The organism is Streptomyces coeruleofuscus, from assembly GCF_039532725.1.
Taxonomy (GTDB): Bacteria; Actinomycetota; Actinomycetes; order Streptomycetales; family Streptomycetaceae; genus Streptomyces; species Streptomyces coeruleofuscus.
Window position 1 is genome coordinate 850,571 of record NZ_BAAASE010000004.1, and the last position, 19,073, is coordinate 869,643.

The following is a 19,073-nucleotide window of genomic DNA, read 5'->3' on the forward strand; positions in this document are numbered from 1 at the left end:
GGAGAACGCGCATGAGCAGTGAAGTGACCCTCGAAGAGCTGGCCGCACTGATGAAGAAGGCCGCCGGTGTCACCGTCGACCCGCACGACCTCGAAGCCCGGGTGGACACCCCCTTCGCCGAGTTCGGGCTGGACTCGCTCGGCCTCCTCGGCATCGTGGGCGAGCTGGAGAACCGGCACGCCCGGGCGCTCCCCACCGACGCGGAGAAGTGCAAGACCCCCCGCGACTTCCTCGACCTCGTCAACAGCACGCTCACGGCAGGAGCCTGACATGGCAGGGCACACCGAGAACGAGATCACCATCGCCGCACCCCTCGACCTCGTCTGGGACATGACCAACGACATCGAGAGATGGCCGCAGCTGTTCAGCGAGTACGCGGACGCCGAGGTGCTGACCCGGCAGGGCGACACGGTCACCTTCCGCCTGACCATGCACCCCGACGAGAACGGCAAGGTGTGGAGCTGGGTGTCGGAACGGACCACCGACCGGGACAAGCTCACCGTCACCGCACGCCGGATCGAACCCGGTCCGTTCGAGTACATGAACATCCGGTGGGAGTACGAAGAGACCCCCGACGGCACCCGGATGCGCTGGACCCAGGACTTCGCCATGAGGCCGGACGCGCCGGTCGACGACGCCGGGATGACGGACATCATCAACCGCAACTCGCCCGTCCAGATGGCCCTCATCCGCGACCGCATCGAGCAGGCCGCAGACGAGCGGCGGACCTCCCCCGTCACGCCCGCCTGAACGGCGCCGCCGCGTAAGGAGACTCCATGCACCACGCCCTGATCGTCGCCCGGATGGCCCCGCACTCGGCTCCGGACATCGCCGAGGTCTTCGCGGCCTCCGACCGCGGCGACCTGCCCCGCCTCGTCGGGGTGACCCAGCGTTCCCTCTTCCAGTTCGGCGATGTGTACATGCACTTCATCGAGGCCGAGCAGGACCCGGGCCCCGCCATCGCGCGCGTGGCCGGGCACCCCGAGTTCCGCGACATCAGCAGCAAGCTCGAGGCGTACGTCAGTCCGTACGACCCGCAGACCTGGCGCGGTCCGAAGGACGCGATGGCTCAGTGCTTCTACCACTGGGAGAGAGACACGGCCCCGGTCACCCGGTGAAGCCGACGAACCCGGTGAAGCCGACGAGAGAAGGCCGCCGCCCGCGAGGGCGGCGGCCTTCTCTCGTGCGTGCGGCCAGGCCTAGGAGGAGCGGGCCAGTACCGGCAGCAGACGCAGGGCGTTCTCCCGGTTGATGCCCCTGAGCTGCTCCGGCGAGACGAAGGGATCGGCGTCCAGGGCGGGTACCGCGATGTCGGCGACGACCTGGGCGGGCGTGGGCGGCCAGTCCGTGCCGAAAAGGATCCGGCTGGGGTCCACCGTGGCCAGCAGCGTGGGCGTGGCGGAGGGAGACATGGGGCCGGCGGTGTCGAAGTAGAACCGGTGCAGGTAGTCACGGACCCTGCCCGGCTCGATCCCGGGGGTGAGGTGCCCGCCGAAGAGTTCGAGCCGAGTGGCCATGTACGGCAGGAAGCCTCCTCCGTGGGGAAGGACGAAGCTGAGATTCGGATAGCGGTCCAGGGTGCCGTTCCGGATCAGGTTGATCGCCGCGCGCGTGGTGTCCATGAGGAAGTCGCACACGAAGGGCGGCATCCCCGGCAGTCCGGGACCGCCCTCCTTTCCGGCCGGCACTTCCATGGGGTGCGTGCTGATGACGGCGGACCGGTCGTTCAGTTCCCGCAGGAGGCGGTCGTGGGTGGCGTCACCGAGGTAGACACCGTCCATGCTCGTTCTCGTGCTCACTCCGACGGCCCCGAGTTCGTCGAGTCCGTAACGGAGGCTCCACTGCGAGAGTTCCAGGTCGTCCAGGAACACCGGAGTGAAGAAGGCGAAGCGCGCGGGATGGTCCTCGACGACATCGGCCGCCGCACGCAGGGCGATCCGTGCGCTCTCCTGGCGCTCCGCGCGCTCGCGGAACCGTCCGAGCATCGCGACGGTCATGACGGCGGTGCTGATGCCCGTCTTGTCCATGACTTCCAGAGCCGCGTCCAGGTCCCAGCGTGTCCACCAGGGCAGCCGCTCGCGGTTGACGACCCCGTGTTCGTCCGCCCAGTCCAGCCAGGCCGGCGCGGTGAAATGGTGGTGGACGTCCACTCGGCCCGCGACGGGGCCGTCTTCGAATGTCATCGGCATGTCCTCGGCGTGTCGTTTCGGTGGGTGTTCAGCCGCGGCAGAGCACGGTCTGCAGCACGTCCGTCAGCACACGGCCGGCGGACGGCAGGTGGGTGGGCGCGCGCCAGGCGACGAAGCCGTCCGGGCGTACGAGGACGGCACCGTCCTCGGCGGTGCCGTGCAGTGCCGCCCAGTCGGCATCCGGCTCGGGAACGAGGTCGTGATCCGGGCCGTCGCCCACGAGGTACACCTCGACCGGAACGCCCAGGCTCTCGCCGGCCTCCTTCGCCGCGCGGCGCCACCGTTGGCCTTCGGCCCCGGCGAGCAGGACGAAGGAACGCTCGTACAGATCGAGGGTGGAGATCCTGGCGCCCGCTCTGCGGACCCACATGTGGGGGGCGCGGCTCCCCGGCTCTCCGTCGATCAGGAAGGTCTCCGGGACGACCTGCCGCTCAGGGGAGGCGCCCACCACGGCGTCCGAGGCGTACCGGTAGCAGAGCGCGACCGTCATGAGGTCCGCCGCGTCGTTGTTGCGCCGCGCTGCCGGGCCGAATGCGGGGTGCTGCTCATCGGCGGCCTGCCGGGAGGCCCGGGTGCTCGTGGTGACGGCGACAGGCCGTCGTTCGCACTCGTAGGTGTCGAGCAGCGGCAGGCCGGCCCAGCCGCGGAGTACCGCGGCGAGTTTCCAGGCGAGGTTGTGGGCGTCCTGGATTCCGGTGTTGGAGCCGAACGCCCCGTTGGGCGGCATTTCGTGCGCCGCGTCACCGGCCAGAAAGACCCGGCCCTGCCCGTAGCTGTCCGCGACCCGTTTGGAGGCGTGCCAGGGCGCCTTTCCCGTGACTTCGACATCAATGTCCGGAACACCGACGGCCGCGCGAATATGTGCCGCGCAGCGCTCGTTTCCGAAGTCCTCCAGGGTTTCGCCCCGATCGAAGGACCAAGGGATATGAATGACCCACTGTTCCTCGTTGTCCACGGGCAGCAGGGCGCCTTCCCCCTGTGGATCGGTGGTGTAGCAGACGATGAAGCGCTTCGGCCCGACGTATTCCTTGAGGGCCTTGCTCCGGAACGTGACACTGATGTTGTGGAACAGGGCACCGGGTCCGGACTGGCCGATTCCCAGACGTTTGCGAACGGGGCTTCTCGGGCCATCGGCGGCCACCAGGAAATCGGCTTTCACGGTACGGGTCTCACCGGTGTCCCGGCGCGACACCTGCGCCAGGACTCCCTCCGCGTCCTGCGTGAAGGACAGCAGCTCCGTACCGAAGCGGATGTCTCCGCCCCGGCGGGCGCGGTCCAACAGGACCGGCTCCAGATCGTTCTGGCTGCACAGGCACCAGTCCGAGGAGCTGATCCGGGAGACATCCATGCCTGCGGCGATGTCCTGAACGATCCATCGGCGCTGATTGCCCACGAGGGTGTCCACCTGGAGAACGCCGTCGTTCCCGGCGAGGGCCATGGCGGCCTCCCGCACGCTCTGCTCGAGTCCGGCCGTCCGGAAGATCTCCATGGTGCGCACGTTGTTCCCGCGGCCACGTGGGTGCGTCGATGTCTCGGCATGCCGCTCCACCAGCATGTGCTCGATCCCGAGACGCCCCAGGAACACGGAGGTGGAAAGACCCACCAGGGATCCGCCTACGATGAGAACTGGTACAGATTCCACTCCGCGTCCGCTCACTGGTTTTCCTCGTCATCCGGCGACTGCACAGCCCGGGAACGTGGACTGGCCCGTCCATGATGTTTACCAAGCAGGATCCGCGCGCGCGATCCGGGGCGCCCTGGGGTACGCCGGCCGGGTAACCGGAGCAATTCCGCACACCGCATTGCGGCGCTCGAGCTCATATGGCCCATCAGCGTTTGCGGCACAGTGCCGGCCGGGAAATCGTGTCACCGACCGACGAACTCTCGACCCCCGGGACCAGCCATGACGCAAGCGTTCGCATCCGAGGAAATGTCGTCAGAAGAGGCCGCCGCCGCGGCCTCGGCCTGCAGCCGGGAGTTTCGGGCCAACCCGCATCCCGCCTACGCCACGCTCAGGGCGACAGCACCCGTGTGCCCGCTGAAGCCCCCGCACGGGGTCGACACGTACCTCATCACCCGGTACGACGACGCCCGAGCCGCCTTGGCCGATCCCCGGCTGAGCAAGGACATGTACGGCGCCATCGACGCCTATCACCGGATCTTCGGCGACTCGTCGATCGCCCTGGACGACAACATGCTCTTCTCGGACCCTCCGAAGCACACCAGGCTCCGCAGGATCGTCGGCAACACCTTCACCCCCAAGAGGGTGGAATCGCTGCGCCCGAAGGTCCAGAAGATCACCGACGAACTGCTGGACCGCTGCCCGGCATCGGAGCCCGTGAACCTCCTCACGGAGTTCTGCTTCCCGCTGCCGCTGCACGTGATCTGTGAGCTGCTCGGCGTCCCGGAGAACGAACGCAAGCAAGCCCAGGAATGGTCCGCCACCGTCGCTCAGACCGGCTTCGGGCCGGAGGCGAGAAAGGCGCTGGAACGGGCCGAGGGCAATCTGCGCGACTATCTGGTGGACCTGATCGCGCGGAAGCGGAAGGAGCCGGACGGAGCTCTGCTCAGCGCACTCGTCACGGCGCAGGACGAGGACGGCGCGCTCACCGACCACGAACTCGTCTCCACCGCGTGGGTGCTGCTCTTCGCGGGCCACAAGTCGACCGCCTACCAGATCGGCAACGCCGTCTACCACCTGCTCAGCCGGCCGGAGCAGAAGCGGCTGGCGTTCCGGGACCCGAAGGCGACGGCCGCAGCCGTGGAGGAGATCTTCCGGTTCGAGACCTCCGTGGAGAACTCGACGTTCCGCTACGCGACGGAAGACATCAAGATGCGCGACACACTCATCCCCAAGGGTGCGCTCGTGCAGATCTCTCTCACGGCGGCCAACCGGGACCCCGAGATGTTCCCCGACCCGGACCGCATGGACGTCGAGCGCCCGAACGTCCAGGCGACGCACCTCGCATTCGGCCTCGGTCCGCACTACTGCATCGGCGCGCCTCTGGCACGTCTGGAGATGCAGATCGCCCTCGGAACGCTCTTCGGGCGCCACCCCGGCATGGCCCTGGTCGGGGAGCCGGAGGACGTGCGCTGGCTGACCGTGCCGTTCCCCGCCTTCCGCGGGGTCGCGGAACTCCCCGTCGTTCTCGACCCGTCGTGACGGGGGAGGTCACGGCACCGGCGCGGGTGCGAGTGGTTCGCCTGCTGCGCGTCCGGGAGGGAAGGGAAGCGGATTTTGTGGATGCCTACGAAGGCGTACGCGACGGCGCCGAGCGGTTCCCCGGACATCTGCGCGAACAGCTCTGCCGCTCCGTCGACGATCCCGGTCGATGGCTGCTCACCAGTGAGTGGGAAAGTCTCGACGCCATCAAGCAGTGGCGCACCGACCCTGATCACACCGCTCTGGTCGGGCCGATGAACGCCTGTCTGCACGACGACCGGTGGACCGGGGTCTTCGAGATCGTGCCCGAGGGCGCTGGTGACCGAAGGCCGAGACAGGGCTGACCAGCATGTGACCGGCCGGTAAGGTCGGGTTCGTGCCGAAGCCGCTCAGTCTCTCCTTCGATCCGATCGCGCGCGCCGACGAACGCTGGAAACAGCGCTGGGGAAACGTGCCGTCCATGGCCGCGATCACCTCGATCATGCGCGCCCAGCAGATCCTCCTCGCCGAGGTCGACGCGGTGGTCAAGCCGTACGGGCTGACGTTCGCGCGCTACGAGGCGCTGGTGCTGCTCACCTTCTCCAAGTCGGGCGAGCTGCCGATGTCCAAGATCGGCGAGCGGCTCATGGTGCATCCCACGTCCGTGACGAACACCGTGGACCGGCTCGTGAAGTCGGGCCTCGTCGACAAGCGGCCCAACCCCAACGACGGGCGCGGCACCCTGGCCAGCATCACCGACAAGGGCCGCGAGGTGGTCGAGGCGGCCACCCGCGACCTGATGGCGATGGACTTCGGGCTCGGGGTCTACGACGCGGAGGAGTGCGCCGAGATCTTCGCGATGCTGCGGCCGCTGCGGATCGCCGCGGGGGACTTCGAGGAGGGGTGACCCGGGCCAAGATCCCCCGGAACGGGTCGTTACGCTCGACGGCATGAAAAAGAGCGTGCTGACCCGCTATCGCGTGATGGCCTACGTCACCGGCGTACTGCTGGTCCTGCTGACCTTCGGCATGATCGGCAAGTACGTGCTCGACCTGAACGGCGCGGCCGACTTCACGCGCGTCGTCAGCATCGCGCACGGCTGGCTCTACGTCGTGTACCTGATCTTCGCCTTCGACCTGGGCTCCAAGGCGAAGTGGCCGGTGGGCAAGCAGATCTGGGTGCTGCTCGCGGGGACCATCCCGACGGCCGCGTTCTTCGTGGAGCGCAAGATCAGCCACGAGCTCGAGGCCAGGGTCGCGGAGGACTCGCCCGCGACCGCCAAGGCGTAACCGCACCGCCGTACGGACGAACGTACGGCGGTCTGCCATCGACATTTACTTGGACGTCCTAGTAACTTCGATGGTATGGACGCTGACGCCATAGAGGAAGGCCGCCGCCGCTGGCAGGCCCGGTACGACGCCGCGCGCAAACGCGAGGCCGACTTCACCACGCTCTCCGGCGATCCCGTGGAGCCGGTGTACGGACCCAGGCCCGGCGACAGGTACGAGGGGTTCGAGCGGATCGGCTGGCCCGGGGAGTACCCCTTCACCCGCGGCCTGTACGCCACCGGCTACCGGGGGCGTTCGTGGACCATCCGGCAGTTCGCCGGGTTCGGCAACGCCGAGCAGACCAACGAGCGCTACAAGATGATCCTCCGCAACGGCGGGGGCGGGCTCTCGGTCGCCTTCGACATGCCGACCCTCATGGGCCGCGACTCCGACGACCCGCGCTCGCTGGGCGAGGTCGGGCACTGCGGTGTCGCGATCGACTCGGCGGCCGACATGGAGGTCCTGTTCCAGGACATTCCGCTGGGCGACGTGACCACCTCCATGACCATCAGCGGACCGGCCGTGCCCGTCTTCTGCATGTACCTGGTCGCCGCCGAGCGGCAGGGCGTCGACCCGTCCGTCCTGAACGGCACGCTCCAGACGGACATCTTCAAGGAGTACATCGCCCAGAAGGAGTGGCTCTTCCAGCCGGAGCCGCATCTGCGGCTGATCGGCGACCTGATGGAGCACTGCGCGGCCGGCATCCCCGCGTACAAGCCGCTGTCCGTCTCCGGCTACCACATCCGCGAGGCCGGTTCGACGGCCGCACAGGAGCTGGCGTACACGCTGGCGGACGGCTTCGGATACGTGGAGCTGGGCCTGTCGCGCGGGCTGGACGTCGACGTCTTCGCCCCCGGTCTGTCCTTCTTCTTCGACGCGCACGTCGACTTCTTCGAGGAGATCGCGAAGTTCCGGGCCGCCCGGCGGATCTGGGCCCGCTGGATGCGGGACGTGTACGGGGCGAAGTCGGAGAAGGCCCAGTGGCTGCGCTTCCACACGCAGACGGCGGGTGTCTCCCTCACCGCGCAGCAGCCGTACAACAACGTCGTACGGACGGCCGTGGAGGCGCTGGCGGCCGTGCTCGGCGGGACGAACTCACTGCACACCAACGCCCTCGACGAGACCCTCGCGCTGCCGAGCGAGCAGGCGGCGGAGATCGCCCTGCGCACCCAGCAGGTGCTGATGGAGGAGACCGGCGTCGCCAACGTGGCCGACCCGCTGGGCGGTTCCTGGTACGTCGAGCAGCTGACGGACCGGATCGAGGCCGACGCCGAGAAGATCTTCGAGCAGATAAGGGAGCGGGGGCTGCGGGCACACCCCGACGGGCAGCACCCGATCGGGCCGATCACCTCCGGGATCCTGCGGGGCATCGAGGACGGCTGGTTCACCGGGGAGATCGCGGAGTCGGCGTTCCGGTACCAGCAGGCGCTGGAGAAGGGCGACAAGAAGGTCGTCGGGGTGAACGTCCACACCGGGTCGGTGACCGGGGACCTGGAGATCCTGCGGGTCAGCCACGAGGTGGAGCGGGAGCAGGTCCGGGTGCTCGCGGAGCGGAAGGCCGGGCGGGACGACGCGCGGGTCCGTGCGGCACTCGACGGCATGATCGCCGCGGCGCGGTCGGACGCGAACATGATCGAGCCGATGCTGGAGGCGGTACGCGCCGAGGCGACGCTCGGCGAGATCTGCGGGGTGCTGCGGGACGAGTGGGGGGTGTACACGGAGCCCGCCGGCTTCTGAGGACGTCCTCCGTCTGCCGGCCGGGGGGGGGCAGCGCCTGCCGCCCGAGGGCCGACGAGCGGCGGGCAGGCGCGGCCGGTGAACATGCCCGTTCCGGTGAGGGAGAGCCGCCGGTACCTGCCGAACCCCCGCGCACCGAGGAGCGGGCCGGGCGCGTTCGCCGCGCTGCTCGGCGAACGGGCCCGGCAGGACTCCGACTTCGCCGCCGTGCCGGAGTGCCGGCGGCGGGCGGACGGGGAGGGCGCGTCACGGTCCGGGGACGTGCGGCGCGCGGCGGACGGACCTGGCTCAGCCGGCGGCCGTGTGCGCGGCTTCCGCCGCCAGTCCCCGGAGCAGCACCAGGGTGAAGCCGCGTACCCACGCCTCGTCGACCGGCTTCCCGCTCACCAGTGTGCGGTGGACCACCGCCCCCGCGACCATGTCGAAGACCAGGTCCGCCGTGCGGGACGCTGTGGCGGGGTCCGGTTCGGGCGGGAGTTCGCCTCGTGCCTGGGCTCGGGATCTGCCCTCCAGGACGAGGCGTTTCTGGCGGTCGACCACCGATGCGCGGATGCGTTCGCGCAGTGCGTCGTCGCGGGTGGCCTCCGCCACCACTGCCATCAGGCCGCTCTTGGCCTCCGGGCGGGCCAGGATCGCGGCGAACTGGAGGACGACGCCCTCGATGTCCGCGGCCAGTGAGCCGCTGTCCGGGAGCTCCAGTTCGTCGAAGAGCTCCGCGACCGCGTCGACGACCAGTTCGTTCTTGCCGGCCCAGCGGCGGTAGAGAGTCGTTTTCGCAACCCCGGCGCGTGTCGCGACGTCTCCCAGGGTGAGCTTGGACCAGCCCAGTTCCACGAGAGCCTCGCGGGTCGCGGCCAGGATCGCGGCGTCCGCCGTGGCGCTGCGCGGGCGCCCGGTGCGGCTGGCGGGGCTGCGGCTCTGCATGTCCTGACCATAAACCGGCGGTTCCCGTGCGGCCGTGAGGGAGATCACCGGGGGGTGGTGTCCCGGTGGTCCGCTGTGGCGTTACGCTACGTCTCGTAGCGAAAGCCTGTGAGGGACGTACACGGGCTGCGGCGACACGGCGTGGGGTGGGGACCCGGCGCCAAGGGCACCCGACCGGCCCGGCTTTCGAACCGTTTTCACACGCGCGCGCAGTACGGGGGAGGATAGACGCATGCAGCCACGGAACATGTCCATGAGCGGAGTCGTCGACCTCGCCGCGGTGAAGGCGGCCCAGGAGGCCAAGGCGAAGGCGGAGCAGGCGCGTGCGCAAGCCGCCCGGGAGGGTGGCGCGGGGGCGATCTCCCCGGCCGATCTCGTCATCGACGTCGACGAGGCGGGGTTCGAGAGGGACGTCCTCCAGCGGTCCGCCGAGGTGCCCGTCGTCATCGACTTCTGGGCCGAGTGGTGTCAGCCCTGCAAGCAGCTGAGCCCGGTCCTGGAGCGGCTGGCCGTCGAGTACAACGGCCGCTTCCTGCTCGCCAAGATCGACGTCGACGCCAACCAGATGCTGATGCAGCAGTTCGGCATCCAGGGGATCCCCGCGGTGTTCGCGGTCGTCGCGGGGCAGGCGCTGCCGCTCTTCCAGGGGGCCGCGGGCGAGGCGCAGATCCGGCAGACCCTGGACCAGTTGGTGCAGGTCGCCGAGCAGCGCTTCGGCCTGACCGGCATCGCCGTCGACCCCGAAGCCGAGCCGGGCGGCGGCGCCCAGCCGGCTCCCGAGCGGCCGGCCGGCCCGTACGACGCGCTCCTCGAAGCCGCCGTGCAGGCGCTGGACTCGGGCGACCTGAGCGGTGCCGTCCAGGCCTACAAGAACGTGCTGAGCGAGGACCCGGGCAACGAGGAGGCCAAACTGGGCCTCGCCCAGGCCGAGTTGCTCCAGCGCGTCCAGGGTGTCGACTCGCAGCAGGTGCGCAGGGAAGCGGCCGAGAAGCCGGCCGACGTGCAGGCGCAGATCGCCGCCGCCGACCTGGATCTGGTGGGCGGCCATGTGGAGGATGCCTTCGGCCGGCTCATCGAGACCGTGGCGCGTACGGTGGGTGACGACCGGGACACCGTAAGGATGCGGTTGCTGGAGCTGTTCGAGGTGGTCGGACCCGAGGATCCGCGTGTGATCGCGGCCCGTAGGGCCCTGGCCCGGGCCCTGTTCTGACCAGTCGTTAAACGCGCGGGCCTGTGGTGCCCGCGTGAAAGATTTGCCGAAAGAAGGTCACCGCGGCCGCGCTTTACCAAAACTTGGTAAACGCGGCCGCTGTTACTGCGAGTAAGTCGCAGGCGTTGATCTGTCGGTTTCTGTCCAGCGATCAACAGCTTTGTACCGCCGCTCGGCAACACCCTGTGTCGTCACCCGAGACCGGGCGGTCGTTGTTCGGTTATCCCGCCGTTACTAGCCAGTAACGATCCCCCTTGTGCGGGCGGCGAGAATGCACCACGATCGGCCACGCTCGGTCCATTCCCGTACCCCGGCAGCCGGTTGGGTCGCGGGACATCCTGGGTCCCCACCGAGCAGAGCCGGCGGCAGTGGCGCCGGCTCTTGGACAGGGGGGTCTTCGCCCGCTCGGCGAAGCCTGTCCAGCAGGGTTGTGCGTGATGCGTGTCAGGCGCGACCAGTGGTTGTCGCTCGGGGGTGATCGCCGGTGATTCGGGCGCGAGTTGCGCCGCCGAGTGCAGGCGCTCTCCTTCCCGAGGACGTAGCACTTCTCCCATCCCTGCACGGCTGAGCCGCGATTCGGGGCGAGCCAGGTCAGGAGATGTACGTCCGAGAAGGAGGAAATATGGAGTCCCAGGTGCGTGGCGGGACAAGATGGAAGCGGTTCGCTGTGGTCATGGTGCCCAGCGTCGCCGCTGCGGCATGTGTGGGTGTCGGGCTTGCGCAGGGTGCGCTGGCCGCGTCGTTCAGCGTCTCCGGTCAGCAGTTCAAGGTGAAGGCCTCTCACCTGCACGGTGAGGGTTTCGCTCAGTACGGCGGAATCGACACCGTCTACACGAAGACCGACGGCAAGGAACAGACGCAGGTTCCCGTCGCGATCTCGTCGTTCGACGACGCGACGATCACCAAGATGTGCCAGTCGGTGGCAACACCCATCCCCCTCATAGGCAAGACGGTCTACCTCCGTCTTGAGGCGGGGAACGACCCCGACAAGCCGGTCACGGCCAAGAACCTCTACATCGACGTCGCCCAGCTCGACGCCGATGCGAAGTTCCGCCACATCGACATCGGTGTCGCGGTCAAGGGCAAGACCCGCGGCCCCGACGTGAAGCAGGGCGAGAACGTACTGCCGGGCGGCTTCGCCCAGCAGGCCGAGTCGGCCGACCTCACCAACGTCAAGCAGACGGCATGGGCCACCACGGCCGGCACGTTCACGCTCAACGGCCTGTCGATGAAGCTCGGCACCAGCGACAAGATGGAGTGCTTCTGACGGCCTCCGTGTCACGGGCACCGCGGGGTGGCTGAGCCGCCCCGAAGGGGCGGGGAGCCATGGTTTCCCGCCCCGCGGGCCCGGCCCGGCCGTCCGCCGGGCACCTTCACAGACCCACAACTTCCGGCTACTGAACGCCTACTTCCGAGCCGGTACGTACCTCCACCGGACCGAGGGAGCTGTTTTTCCATGAGTGCCGAGACTCCGGTCCAGAGCGCCGGGACCTTCACCCGGCTGCGTCGGCGATTCCGTGACTGGCGGGGCAGCCGGCCGTTCTGGGCAGGCCTGTTCACCATCCTCGGCGGGGTGCCGATCGCCTACTTCCCCTACGCCACCCTGAAGCTGGGCACCATGTCGCTCACCATGGCGACCACCGCGGGGGCCGGCTCCCTCATCATCGGCGTCCTGCTGATCACGCTGGGTCTGACCATGTGGTTCCAGCAGGCGACGCGGGTCTTCGCCGGTGTCGCGGCGATCATCCTCGCCCTGGTGTCGCTGGTGGTGTCCAACATCGGCGGCTTCCTCATCGGCTTCCTGTTCGCGCTGTTCGGTGGCGCGCTCGCGGTCTCCTGGGCGCCCGGCAACGCGGAAGACGTCGAGGGGGGACGGCACAAGCCCGGTCGCGGACCGGCCGGAGAAGGCGCCGTGGAACCCACGTCCCAGGGCGCCGACAATGAGCCGATCCCGCCGCAGACGCCGCACGAGACCGGCGACGGCGGTCCGGCGGACGGCGTCCGGTCCGAGGCCCGCAACGGGGGGTACCGTGTCGGCTGACGCCCGCGACCAGTTGCCCGAGACCTCGGCTCGGGCGAGAACGGGGCCTCGTCACGCGGCTCCCAAGAAGCCGCTGTTCACCCGGTTCCAGATGCCCGCCGGCAAGGCGATAGCCATGGCGGCGATGCCCACCGCCGTCCTCATGGGCATGGGATTCACCCCGACGCTCGCCCTCGCCGACGACCAGCCGTCGACCTCGAACAGCCTGAAGGCCGACGAGTACAAGGACTGCGTCGCGGCGCTGGAGGGCGACAAGGACAAGGACAAGGACGGCGCCTCACCCTCGCCCTCGGCGAGCGGCGGCGAGGACGACGGCAAGCAGGGCGAGAACACGTCCGAGCCGACTCCCTCGGCGCCCGCGGGCGACTCGGACGCGGACAAGGACCCTGCGGACTCGTCCGGTTCGTCGGATTCAGGTTCCGACGACACGGGCGGCAAGACCGAGCCCACGCCGACCCCTTCGCCCTCCTCGGGTACCTCGGGCGGGGACGACGCGGCATCGCCGAGCCCGTCGCCGTCCCAGAGCGACCGCAACGTGCTGGAGGACATCGGCGACGCGATCGGCGGCATCCTCGACGGCGGCAAGTCCACCGAGAGCCCGAGCCCCACGCCGTCCGCGTCCGCCTCGCCGTCCGGGGACACGGACGAGCCCGAGGACACGGACAAGTCCGCGGACGCCGGCGAGGACGCCCCGTCCGACACCGTCAAGGAGACCACCGACAAGGTCACCGACACGGCGAAGGACACGGCCGGTACGGCGTCGAAGGCGGCCGAGGACACCACCGAGGCCGTCGAGAAGGCAGCTGAGGCGGCCGAGGACGCGGCCGGGAAGGCCACCGCCTCCCCCAGCCCGTCCGCGAGCCCCTCCGTGGACCCCGAGGACTGCCCGGCCGCCACGGACGCCGAGGGCGGCATCGACAACGAGATCCTCGTGCCCGACGACCCCTGGTACCTGGAGGCCAGCTCCCTGACGCTGGACGGTGCCGACTACCAGGGCATCGTGGAGGTGAAAACCGCGAGCGGTGCCACCAAGAAGGTCCTGAAGTACGTCATCAACAAGGGCACCGTCATCGGGGACCTGCACCAGCTCGTCAAGGACAAGCAGTCCGGCAAGACCCACCATGTCCAGGCGGCGAAGGGCTCGGAGTCCACCATCACCGGCGGCAAGACGGTGATGTACACGGAGAAGATCTCGGGCAACCTGCTCGGGCTGGTCCCGGTCACGTTCGACCCGGAGCACCCGCCGCCCCTGAACATCCCGTGGATCTACTTCACCAACGCGAAGGTCACCCAGGCCGGCCAGTTCGGCGGCACGCTGACCGTGCCCGGGCTGCACCAGTACGTCACGGACTGAGACGCGTAACCAACCGAGCGCCCCTCCATGCCCGTTCGGAGCCGCACACACGCTGAGGGCGCCCCCTGTCGCAGGGGGCGCCCTCAGTGGCGTACAGAGGCCTTCTCGGGCCTCCTGGGATCAGCTGTTGGCGCCGCCCAGGTGGTGGACGCGCACCATGTTGGTGGTGCCGGGGACGCCGGGGGGCGAGCCGGCCGTGATGACCACGATGTCGCCCTCGTTGAAGCGGTTCAGCTTCACCATCTCCTGGTCCACCAGGTCGACCATCTCGTCGGTGCTGTTCACGAACGGGACGACGTGCGGCTCCACGCCCCAGCTGAGCGCGAGCTGGTTGCGGGTGGACTCGTCCGTGGTGAAGGCGATGATCGGCTGGACGGCGCGGTAGCGGCACAGCCGGCGGGCGGTGTCGCCGGACTGGGTGAAGGCCACCAGGCCGCGGCCGCCGAGGAAGTCGGCGATCTCGCACGCGGCCCGGGCCACCGAACCGCCCTGCGTACGCGGCTTCTTGCCCGGGACCAGCGGCTGGAGGCCCTTGGACATCAGCTCCTGCTCGGCCGCGGTGACGATCTTCGACATCGTCTTGACGGTCTCGATCGGGTACGCGCCCACCGAGGACTCCGCCGACAGCATGACCGCGTCGGCGCCGTCCAGGATCGCGTTGGCCACGTCGGAGGCCTCGGCGCGGGTCGGACGGGAGTTGGTGATCATCGACTCCATCATCTGGGTCGCCACGATCACCGGCTTGGCGTTGCGCCGGCACAGCTCGATCAGGCGCTTCTGCACCATGGGGACCTTCTCGAGCGGGTACTCGACGGCGAGGTCACCGCGGGCGACCATCACGCCGTCGAACGCCATCACGACGTCCTCCATGTTCTGCACCGCCTGCGGCTTCTCCACCTTGGCGATGACCGGGACGCGGCGGCCCTCCTCGTCCATCACGCGGTGCACGTCCTGGACGTCCTTGGCGTCCCGGACGAAGGACAGCGCGACCAGGTCGCAGCCCATGCGCAGCGCGAAGCGGAGGTCCTCGATGTCCTTCTCGGACAGGGCGGGCACGTTGACGGCCGCGCCGGGCAGGTTGATGCCCTTGTGGTCGGAGATGACGCCGCCCTCGATGACGATCGTCTTCACCCGGTGGCCCTCGACCTCGGTGACCTTCAGCTCGACGTTGCCGTCGTTGATGAGGACCTGGTCGCCCTTGGTCACGTCGCCGGGCAGGCCCTTGTAGGTCGTCCCGCAGATCGTCTTGTCGCCCGGGACGTCCTCGGTGGTGATGGTGAACTCGTCACCGCGGACCAGTTCCACGGGACCCTCGGCGAAGGTCTCCAGACGGATCTTGGGGCCCTGGAGGTCGGCGAGGACCCCGATGGCCCGGCCGGTCTCCTTGGCGGCGGCACGGACCCGGTCGTACCGGCCCTGGTGCTCGGCGTGCGAGCCGTGGCTGAAGTTGAAGCGGGCCACGTTCATGCCGGCCTCGATCAGCGCGACAAGCTGCTCGTGGGAGTCGACCGCGGGGCCGAGAGTACAGACGATTTTCGAACGGCGCATGGGGGCGATCCTATCGGTTTGTTTCGCAACGGAATATTCCGTCTGGCGGAAAATACAAAAGGGCGGGAGGCCGCTCAGGTGTGATTCCCCGAACCAATTACCAGCGCGTAGGTCTGTGTCGCGATCTCCAATTCCTCGTCAGTGGGCACCACCGCCACCGCGACCCGGGCGCCGTCGGGCGAGATCAGCCGCGCCTCGTCGCCGCGTACGGCGTTGCGCTCGCCGTCCACCGCCAGGCCCAGCTCCTCCAGGCCCGCCAGGGCGGCCTCCCGCACGGGCGCCGCGTTCTCGCCGACGCCGGCGGTGAAGGCCACCGCGTCCACCCGCCCGAGTACGGCGTAATAGGCGCCGATGTACTTCTTCAGGCGGTGAATGTAGATGTCGAACGCCAGCTCCGCCTGCTCGTCGCCCTCGTCGACGCGGCGGCGGATCTCCCTCATGTCGTTGTCACCGCACAGTCCGATCAGACCGCTCTTCTTGTTGAGAAGAGTGTCGATCTCGTCGGCGGACATTCCACCAACACGCATCAAATGGAAGATGACGGCCGGGTCCATGTCTCCCGAGCGCGTACCCATCACGAGCCCCTCCAAAGGCGTCAGTCCCATGGAGGTGTCCACGCAACGACCGCCCCGCACGGCCGAGGCGGACGCCCCGTTGCCCAGGTGCAGCACGATGACGTTGACGTCCTCCGGTGCCTTGCCGAGCAGCTCGGCCGTCGCCCGGGAGACGTAGGCGTGGGAGGTGCCGTGGAAGCCGTAGCGCCGGATGCGGTGCTCGTCGGCCGTCTTCACGTCGATCGCGTAGCGGGCGGCCGACTCCGGCATCGTGGTGTGGAAGGCGGTGTCGAAGACCGCGACCTGCGGCAGGTCGGGCCGCAGCGCCCGGGCCGTGCGGATCCCGGTGAGGTTGGCCGGATTGTGCAGCGGGGCCACCGGGATGAGCCGCTCGATCTCGGCGAGCACGGCGTCGTCGATCACGGTCGGCTCGGTGAAGGACTTGCCCCCGTGCACCACCCGGTGCCCGATCGCGGCCAGTTCGGGCGAGTCCAGGCCGAGGCCGTCCTTGGCGAGCTCCTCGGCGACGGCCTTCAGGGCGGCGTCGTGGTCGGCGATCGCCCCGCCGCGCTCCCGGCTCTCGCCACCGGCCGGGGTGTGCTTCAGGCGGGAGGTCTGCTCGCCGATGCGCTCGACCAGACCCACCGCCAGCCGGCTGTCGTCGCGCATGTCGAGCAGCTGGTACTTCACCGACGAGGAGCCGGAGTTGAGGACGAGGACGCGGGTGGGGCTCACTGGGCGGTTGCCTTCTCGCTCGGGGACGGGGCGGGGGACTGGGCCTGGATCGCCGTGATGGCGACCGTGTTGACGATGTCCTGGACGAGGGCGCCCCGGGACAGGTCGTTGACCGGCTTGCGCAGGCCCTGGAGCACCGGGCCGACGGCGATCGCGCCGGCCGAGCGCTGCACGGCCTTGTAGGTGTTGTTGCCGGTGTTCAGGTCGGGGAAGATCAGCACGCTCGCCTGCCCGGCGACCTCGGAGCCGGGCAGCTTGGTCGCCGCGACCGACGGCTCCACGGCGGCGTCGTACTGGATCGGGCCCTCGATCTTCAGGTCGGGCCGGCGCGTGCGGACGATCTCGGTGGCCTGGCGCACCTTGTCGACGTCGGCGCCGGAGCCGGACGTCCCCGTGGAGTACGACAGCATGGCGATCCGCGGCTCCACGCCGAACTGCGCGGCCGTGCTCGCCGACTGGATGGCGATGTCGGAGAGCTGCTGGGCGTTCGGGTCCGGGTTGACCGCGCAGTCGCCGTAGACGAGGACCTTGTCGGCCAGGCACATGAAGAACACCGACGAGACGATGTCGGCGTCCGGCTTGGTCTTGATGATCTCGAAGGCCGGGCGGATGGTCGCGGCCGTGGAGTGCACCGAGCCGGACACCATGCCGTCGGCGAGGCCCTCCTGGACCATCAGCGTGCCGAAGTAGTTCACGTCCGAGACGACGTCGTACGCCAGCTCCACGGTGACGCCCCGGTGGGCGCGCAGGGCCGCGTACTTCTCGGCGAAGGCGTCGCGCAGGTCGGAGGTGGCCGGGTCGATCAGCTGGGACTCGCCGAGGTCGATGCCGAGGTCGGCGGCCTTCTTGCGGATCTGGTCGACCGGGCCGAGCAGGGTCAGCTCGCACACGCCCCGGCGCAGCAGCACCTCGGCGGCGTGCAGCACGCGCTCCTCGGTGCCCTCGGGCAGCACCACGCGGCGCAGGTCGGAGCGGGCCTGCTCCAGCAGCTTGTGCTCGAACATCATCGGCGTGACGCGGTCGCTGCTCGGGGCGGAGACACGGCGCGCGAGGTCGGCGGTGTCGGCGTACCGCTCGAAGAGGCCGAGCGCACGTTCCGCCTTGCGCGGGGTGGCCGCGTTCAGCTTGCCCTCCAGGGAGAACAGCTGCTCGGCGGTGGGGAAGCTGGTGCCGGCCACCGACAGCACCGGGGTGCCGGGCGCGAGCCGGTCGGCGAGCGTGAGGATGTCGGTGCCGGGCACCTCGTCCAGGGTGAGCAGCACGCCCGCTATCGGCGGGGTGCCGGCGCTGTGCGCGGCGAGCGCGCCGACGACCAGGTCGGCCCGGTCGCCCGGGGTGACGACGAGGCAGCCCGGGGTCAGGGCGCCCAGGAAGTTCGGCAGCATCGCGCCGCCGAAGACGAAGCCGAGCACGTCCCGTGCCAGCCCCGAGTCGTCGCCCAGCACCACCTTCGCGCCGAGGGTATGACCGATCTGCGAGACGGTCGGGGCGGACAGCGCGGGCTCGTCGGGCAGGACGTAACAGGGCACGGGGAGCCGGGAGTCGAGCTGGCCGGCGATCTCGTCGCGGTCCTCGCGGGCCACCCGGTTGGTGACCATGGCCAGGACGTCGCAGCCCAGCGTGTCGTAGGCGCGGTAGGCGTTGCGCGTCTCGGCGAGCACCGACTCGACGGTCTGCTTGCGGCCGCCCACGACCGGGATCACGGACGCGCCGAACTCGTTCGCCAGCCGGGCGTTGAGCGACAGCTCGTCCGGGAGCTGGGTGCCGGCGTAGTCGGTGCCGAGGACCAGGACCACGTCGTAGTCGCGGGCGACCAGGTGGAAGCGGTCGACGAGCGTGGACACCAGCTCGTCCGTGCCGGCCTCGGCCTGGAGGGCGGACGCCTCCTGGTAGTCCATGCCGTAGACGGTCGCCGGGTCCTGGGTGAGCCGGTAGCGGGCGCGCAGCAGCTCGAAGAGGCGGTCGGGCCCGTCATGGACGAGGGGGCGGAAGACGCCCACCCGGTCCACCTGCCGGGTGAGGAGCTCCATGACCCCCAGTTCGACGACCTGGCGGCCGTCGCCGCGGTCGATGCCGGTCACGTACACGCTGCGGGTCACGCGCGCTCTCCGTTTCGTCTCGAGTGGGGGTGTGTATCAAGCCAACGGCTATCCAGCCACGGGCACAAAAATCGCCCACCGAGGTGAGCAGAACCCTCTTGACAATACCTCCGCCGATAGATAAGGCGCCCATCAGCCTCGGGGTGCCGCACCGGGCTGTGGAGCGTGAAACAATCGGCAGAGGCTCACCGGTATCAACAGCGAGCAGGAGA

At 69.4% G+C, this 19,073-nt stretch carries 18 protein-coding genes; 12 read left to right on the top strand and 6 right to left on the bottom strand.

Annotated elements, in window-relative coordinates:
• The first annotated feature begins 11 nt into the window (after positions 1–11).
• From ABFX81_RS19285 to ABFX81_RS19295, 3 genes are read left to right on the top strand one after another with little or no spacing between them, the layout of a single operon-like run.
• The gene (locus tag ABFX81_RS19285) at positions 12–269 is read left to right on the top strand and encodes an acyl carrier protein (RefSeq protein ID WP_020276097.1); all 258 of its coding nucleotides are present in this window, start codon (positions 12–14) and stop codon (positions 267–269) included.
• A 1-nt stretch (position 270) separates the two neighbouring features.
• The gene (locus ABFX81_RS19290) at positions 271–750 is read left to right on the top strand and encodes an SRPBCC family protein (RefSeq protein WP_086844667.1); all 480 of its coding nucleotides are present in this window, start codon (positions 271–273) and stop codon (positions 748–750) included.
• A gap of 26 nt (positions 751–776) precedes the next feature.
• Complete coding sequence (locus ABFX81_RS19295; RefSeq protein ID WP_086844669.1) at positions 777–1,118, top strand: TcmI family type II polyketide cyclase; 342 nt, start codon at positions 777–779, stop codon at positions 1,116–1,118.
• Between the two features lie 81 nt (positions 1,119–1,199).
• On the opposite strand, the gene ABFX81_RS19300 is transcribed toward ABFX81_RS19295, so the two are convergent.
• Together ABFX81_RS19300 and ABFX81_RS19305 are read right to left on the bottom strand one after the other, a co-directional pair.
• On the bottom strand, positions 1,200–2,183 hold the full coding sequence (locus ABFX81_RS19300) for an amidohydrolase family protein (RefSeq protein WP_086844671.1): 984 nt from the start codon (positions 2,181–2,183) through the stop codon (positions 1,200–1,202).
• A gap of 34 nt (positions 2,184–2,217) precedes the next feature.
• Positions 2,218–3,846 carry an FAD-dependent monooxygenase gene (locus tag ABFX81_RS19305; RefSeq protein WP_086844673.1) on the bottom strand — a complete coding sequence of 543 codons (1,629 nt, stop codon included), beginning with the start codon at positions 3,844–3,846 and terminating at the stop codon, positions 2,218–2,220.
• Between the two features lie 246 nt (positions 3,847–4,092).
• On the opposite strand from ABFX81_RS19305, the gene ABFX81_RS19310 reads away from it, so the two are divergent.
• The 5 genes from ABFX81_RS19310 to icmA all read left to right on the top strand — a co-directional run bounded on the left by ABFX81_RS19310 (position 4,093) and on the right by icmA (position 8,396).
• Positions 4,093–5,352, top strand: coding sequence for a cytochrome P450 (locus tag ABFX81_RS19310; protein WP_086844675.1), 1,260 nt, complete (start codon positions 4,093–4,095; stop codon positions 5,350–5,352).
• The gene (locus tag ABFX81_RS19315) at positions 5,349–5,696 is read left to right on the top strand and encodes an antibiotic biosynthesis monooxygenase family protein (RefSeq protein WP_346138359.1); all 348 of its coding nucleotides are present in this window, start codon (positions 5,349–5,351) and stop codon (positions 5,694–5,696) included. The genes ABFX81_RS19310 and ABFX81_RS19315 overlap by 4 nt, the downstream gene beginning before the upstream one ends.
• Before the next feature lie 32 nt (positions 5,697–5,728).
• Positions 5,729–6,238: a MarR family winged helix-turn-helix transcriptional regulator gene (locus ABFX81_RS19320; RefSeq protein WP_086844677.1), complete on the top strand. Its 510-nt coding sequence runs from the start codon at positions 5,729–5,731 to the stop codon at positions 6,236–6,238.
• A 43-nt stretch (positions 6,239–6,281) separates the two neighbouring features.
• A complete protein-coding gene (locus ABFX81_RS19325; protein ID WP_020276088.1) occupies positions 6,282–6,620 on the top strand; it encodes a DUF3817 domain-containing protein in 339 nt (112 codons plus the stop codon).
• A gap of 75 nt (positions 6,621–6,695) precedes the next feature.
• Positions 6,696–8,396: a coenzyme B12-dependent isobutyryl-CoA mutase large subunit gene (icmA, locus tag ABFX81_RS19330; RefSeq protein ID WP_086844679.1), complete on the top strand. Its 1,701-nt coding sequence runs from the start codon at positions 6,696–6,698 to the stop codon at positions 8,394–8,396.
• A 288-nt stretch (positions 8,397–8,684) separates the two neighbouring features.
• Here the strand turns inward: icmA and ABFX81_RS19335 are convergent, their stop codons facing one another.
• Positions 8,685–9,320 carry a TetR/AcrR family transcriptional regulator C-terminal ligand-binding domain-containing protein gene (locus tag ABFX81_RS19335; protein WP_086844682.1) on the bottom strand — a complete coding sequence of 212 codons (636 nt, stop codon included), beginning with the start codon at positions 9,318–9,320 and terminating at the stop codon, positions 8,685–8,687.
• Positions 9,321–9,552: 232 nt separating this feature from the next.
• On the opposite strand from ABFX81_RS19335, the gene ABFX81_RS19340 reads away from it, so the two are divergent.
• The 4 genes from ABFX81_RS19340 (at position 9,553) to ABFX81_RS19355 (ending at position 13,925) form a co-directional block, all read left to right on the top strand.
• Positions 9,553–10,530 carry a tetratricopeptide repeat protein gene (locus tag ABFX81_RS19340; RefSeq protein WP_086844684.1) on the top strand — a complete coding sequence of 326 codons (978 nt, stop codon included), beginning with the start codon at positions 9,553–9,555 and terminating at the stop codon, positions 10,528–10,530.
• 622 nt (positions 10,531–11,152) lie between these two features.
• Positions 11,153–11,797, top strand: a complete 645-nt coding sequence (locus ABFX81_RS19345; protein ID WP_086844686.1) for a DUF6230 family protein — start codon at positions 11,153–11,155, stop codon at positions 11,795–11,797.
• A 189-nt stretch (positions 11,798–11,986) separates the two neighbouring features.
• Positions 11,987–12,571: a DUF6114 domain-containing protein gene (locus ABFX81_RS19350; RefSeq protein WP_086844688.1), complete on the top strand. Its 585-nt coding sequence runs from the start codon at positions 11,987–11,989 to the stop codon at positions 12,569–12,571.
• On the top strand, positions 12,561–13,925 hold the full coding sequence (locus ABFX81_RS19355; RefSeq protein WP_428837192.1) for a hypothetical protein: 1,365 nt from the start codon (positions 12,561–12,563) through the stop codon (positions 13,923–13,925). Before ABFX81_RS19350 ends, ABFX81_RS19355 begins: the two co-directional genes overlap by 11 nt.
• A gap of 120 nt (positions 13,926–14,045) precedes the next feature.
• Here the strand turns inward: ABFX81_RS19355 and pyk are convergent, their stop codons facing one another.
• The 3 genes from pyk to pta form a co-directional block, all read right to left on the bottom strand.
• Positions 14,046–15,473, bottom strand: a complete 1,428-nt coding sequence (pyk, locus tag ABFX81_RS19360) for a pyruvate kinase (protein ID WP_086844690.1) — start codon at positions 15,471–15,473, stop codon at positions 14,046–14,048.
• Positions 15,474–15,547: 74 nt separating this feature from the next.
• Positions 15,548–16,762 carry an acetate/propionate family kinase gene (locus tag ABFX81_RS19365; protein ID WP_086844692.1) on the bottom strand — a complete coding sequence of 405 codons (1,215 nt, stop codon included), beginning with the start codon at positions 16,760–16,762 and terminating at the stop codon, positions 15,548–15,550.
• Positions 16,759–18,861 (bottom strand): phosphate acetyltransferase, encoded by a 2,103-nt coding sequence (gene pta, locus ABFX81_RS19370; RefSeq protein WP_086844694.1) that lies wholly within the window; start codon positions 18,859–18,861, stop codon positions 16,759–16,761. Before pta ends, ABFX81_RS19365 begins: the two co-directional genes overlap by 4 nt.
• Positions 18,862–19,073: the final 212 nt, after the last annotated feature.

Bases quoted from the DNA above. Each gene is read 5' to 3' on its own strand.
- ABFX81_RS19285 (WP_020276097.1), top strand. From the start codon at position 12: ATGAGCAGTGAAGTGACCCTCGAAGAGCTGGCCGCACTGATGAAGAAG.
- ABFX81_RS19290 (WP_086844667.1), top strand. From the start codon at position 271: ATGGCAGGGCACACCGAGAACGAGATCACCATCGCCGCACCCCTCGAC.
- ABFX81_RS19295 (WP_086844669.1), top strand. From the start codon at position 777: ATGCACCACGCCCTGATCGTCGCCCGGATGGCCCCGCACTCGGCTCCG.
- ABFX81_RS19300 (WP_086844671.1), bottom strand. From the start codon at position 2,183: ATGACATTCGAAGACGGCCCCGTCGCGGGCCGAGTGGACGTCCACCAC.
- ABFX81_RS19310 (WP_086844675.1), top strand. From the start codon at position 4,093: ATGACGCAAGCGTTCGCATCCGAGGAAATGTCGTCAGAAGAGGCCGCC.
- ABFX81_RS19325 (WP_020276088.1), top strand. From the start codon at position 6,282: ATGAAAAAGAGCGTGCTGACCCGCTATCGCGTGATGGCCTACGTCACC.
- icmA (WP_086844679.1), top strand. From the start codon at position 6,696: ATGGACGCTGACGCCATAGAGGAAGGCCGCCGCCGCTGGCAGGCCCGG.
- ABFX81_RS19335 (WP_086844682.1), bottom strand. From the start codon at position 9,320: ATGCAGAGCCGCAGCCCCGCCAGCCGCACCGGGCGCCCGCGCAGCGCC.
- ABFX81_RS19340 (WP_086844684.1), top strand. From the start codon at position 9,553: ATGCAGCCACGGAACATGTCCATGAGCGGAGTCGTCGACCTCGCCGCG.
- ABFX81_RS19345 (WP_086844686.1), top strand. From the start codon at position 11,153: ATGGAGTCCCAGGTGCGTGGCGGGACAAGATGGAAGCGGTTCGCTGTG.
- ABFX81_RS19350 (WP_086844688.1), top strand. From the start codon at position 11,987: ATGAGTGCCGAGACTCCGGTCCAGAGCGCCGGGACCTTCACCCGGCTG.
- pyk (WP_086844690.1), bottom strand. From the start codon at position 15,473: ATGCGCCGTTCGAAAATCGTCTGTACTCTCGGCCCCGCGGTCGACTCC.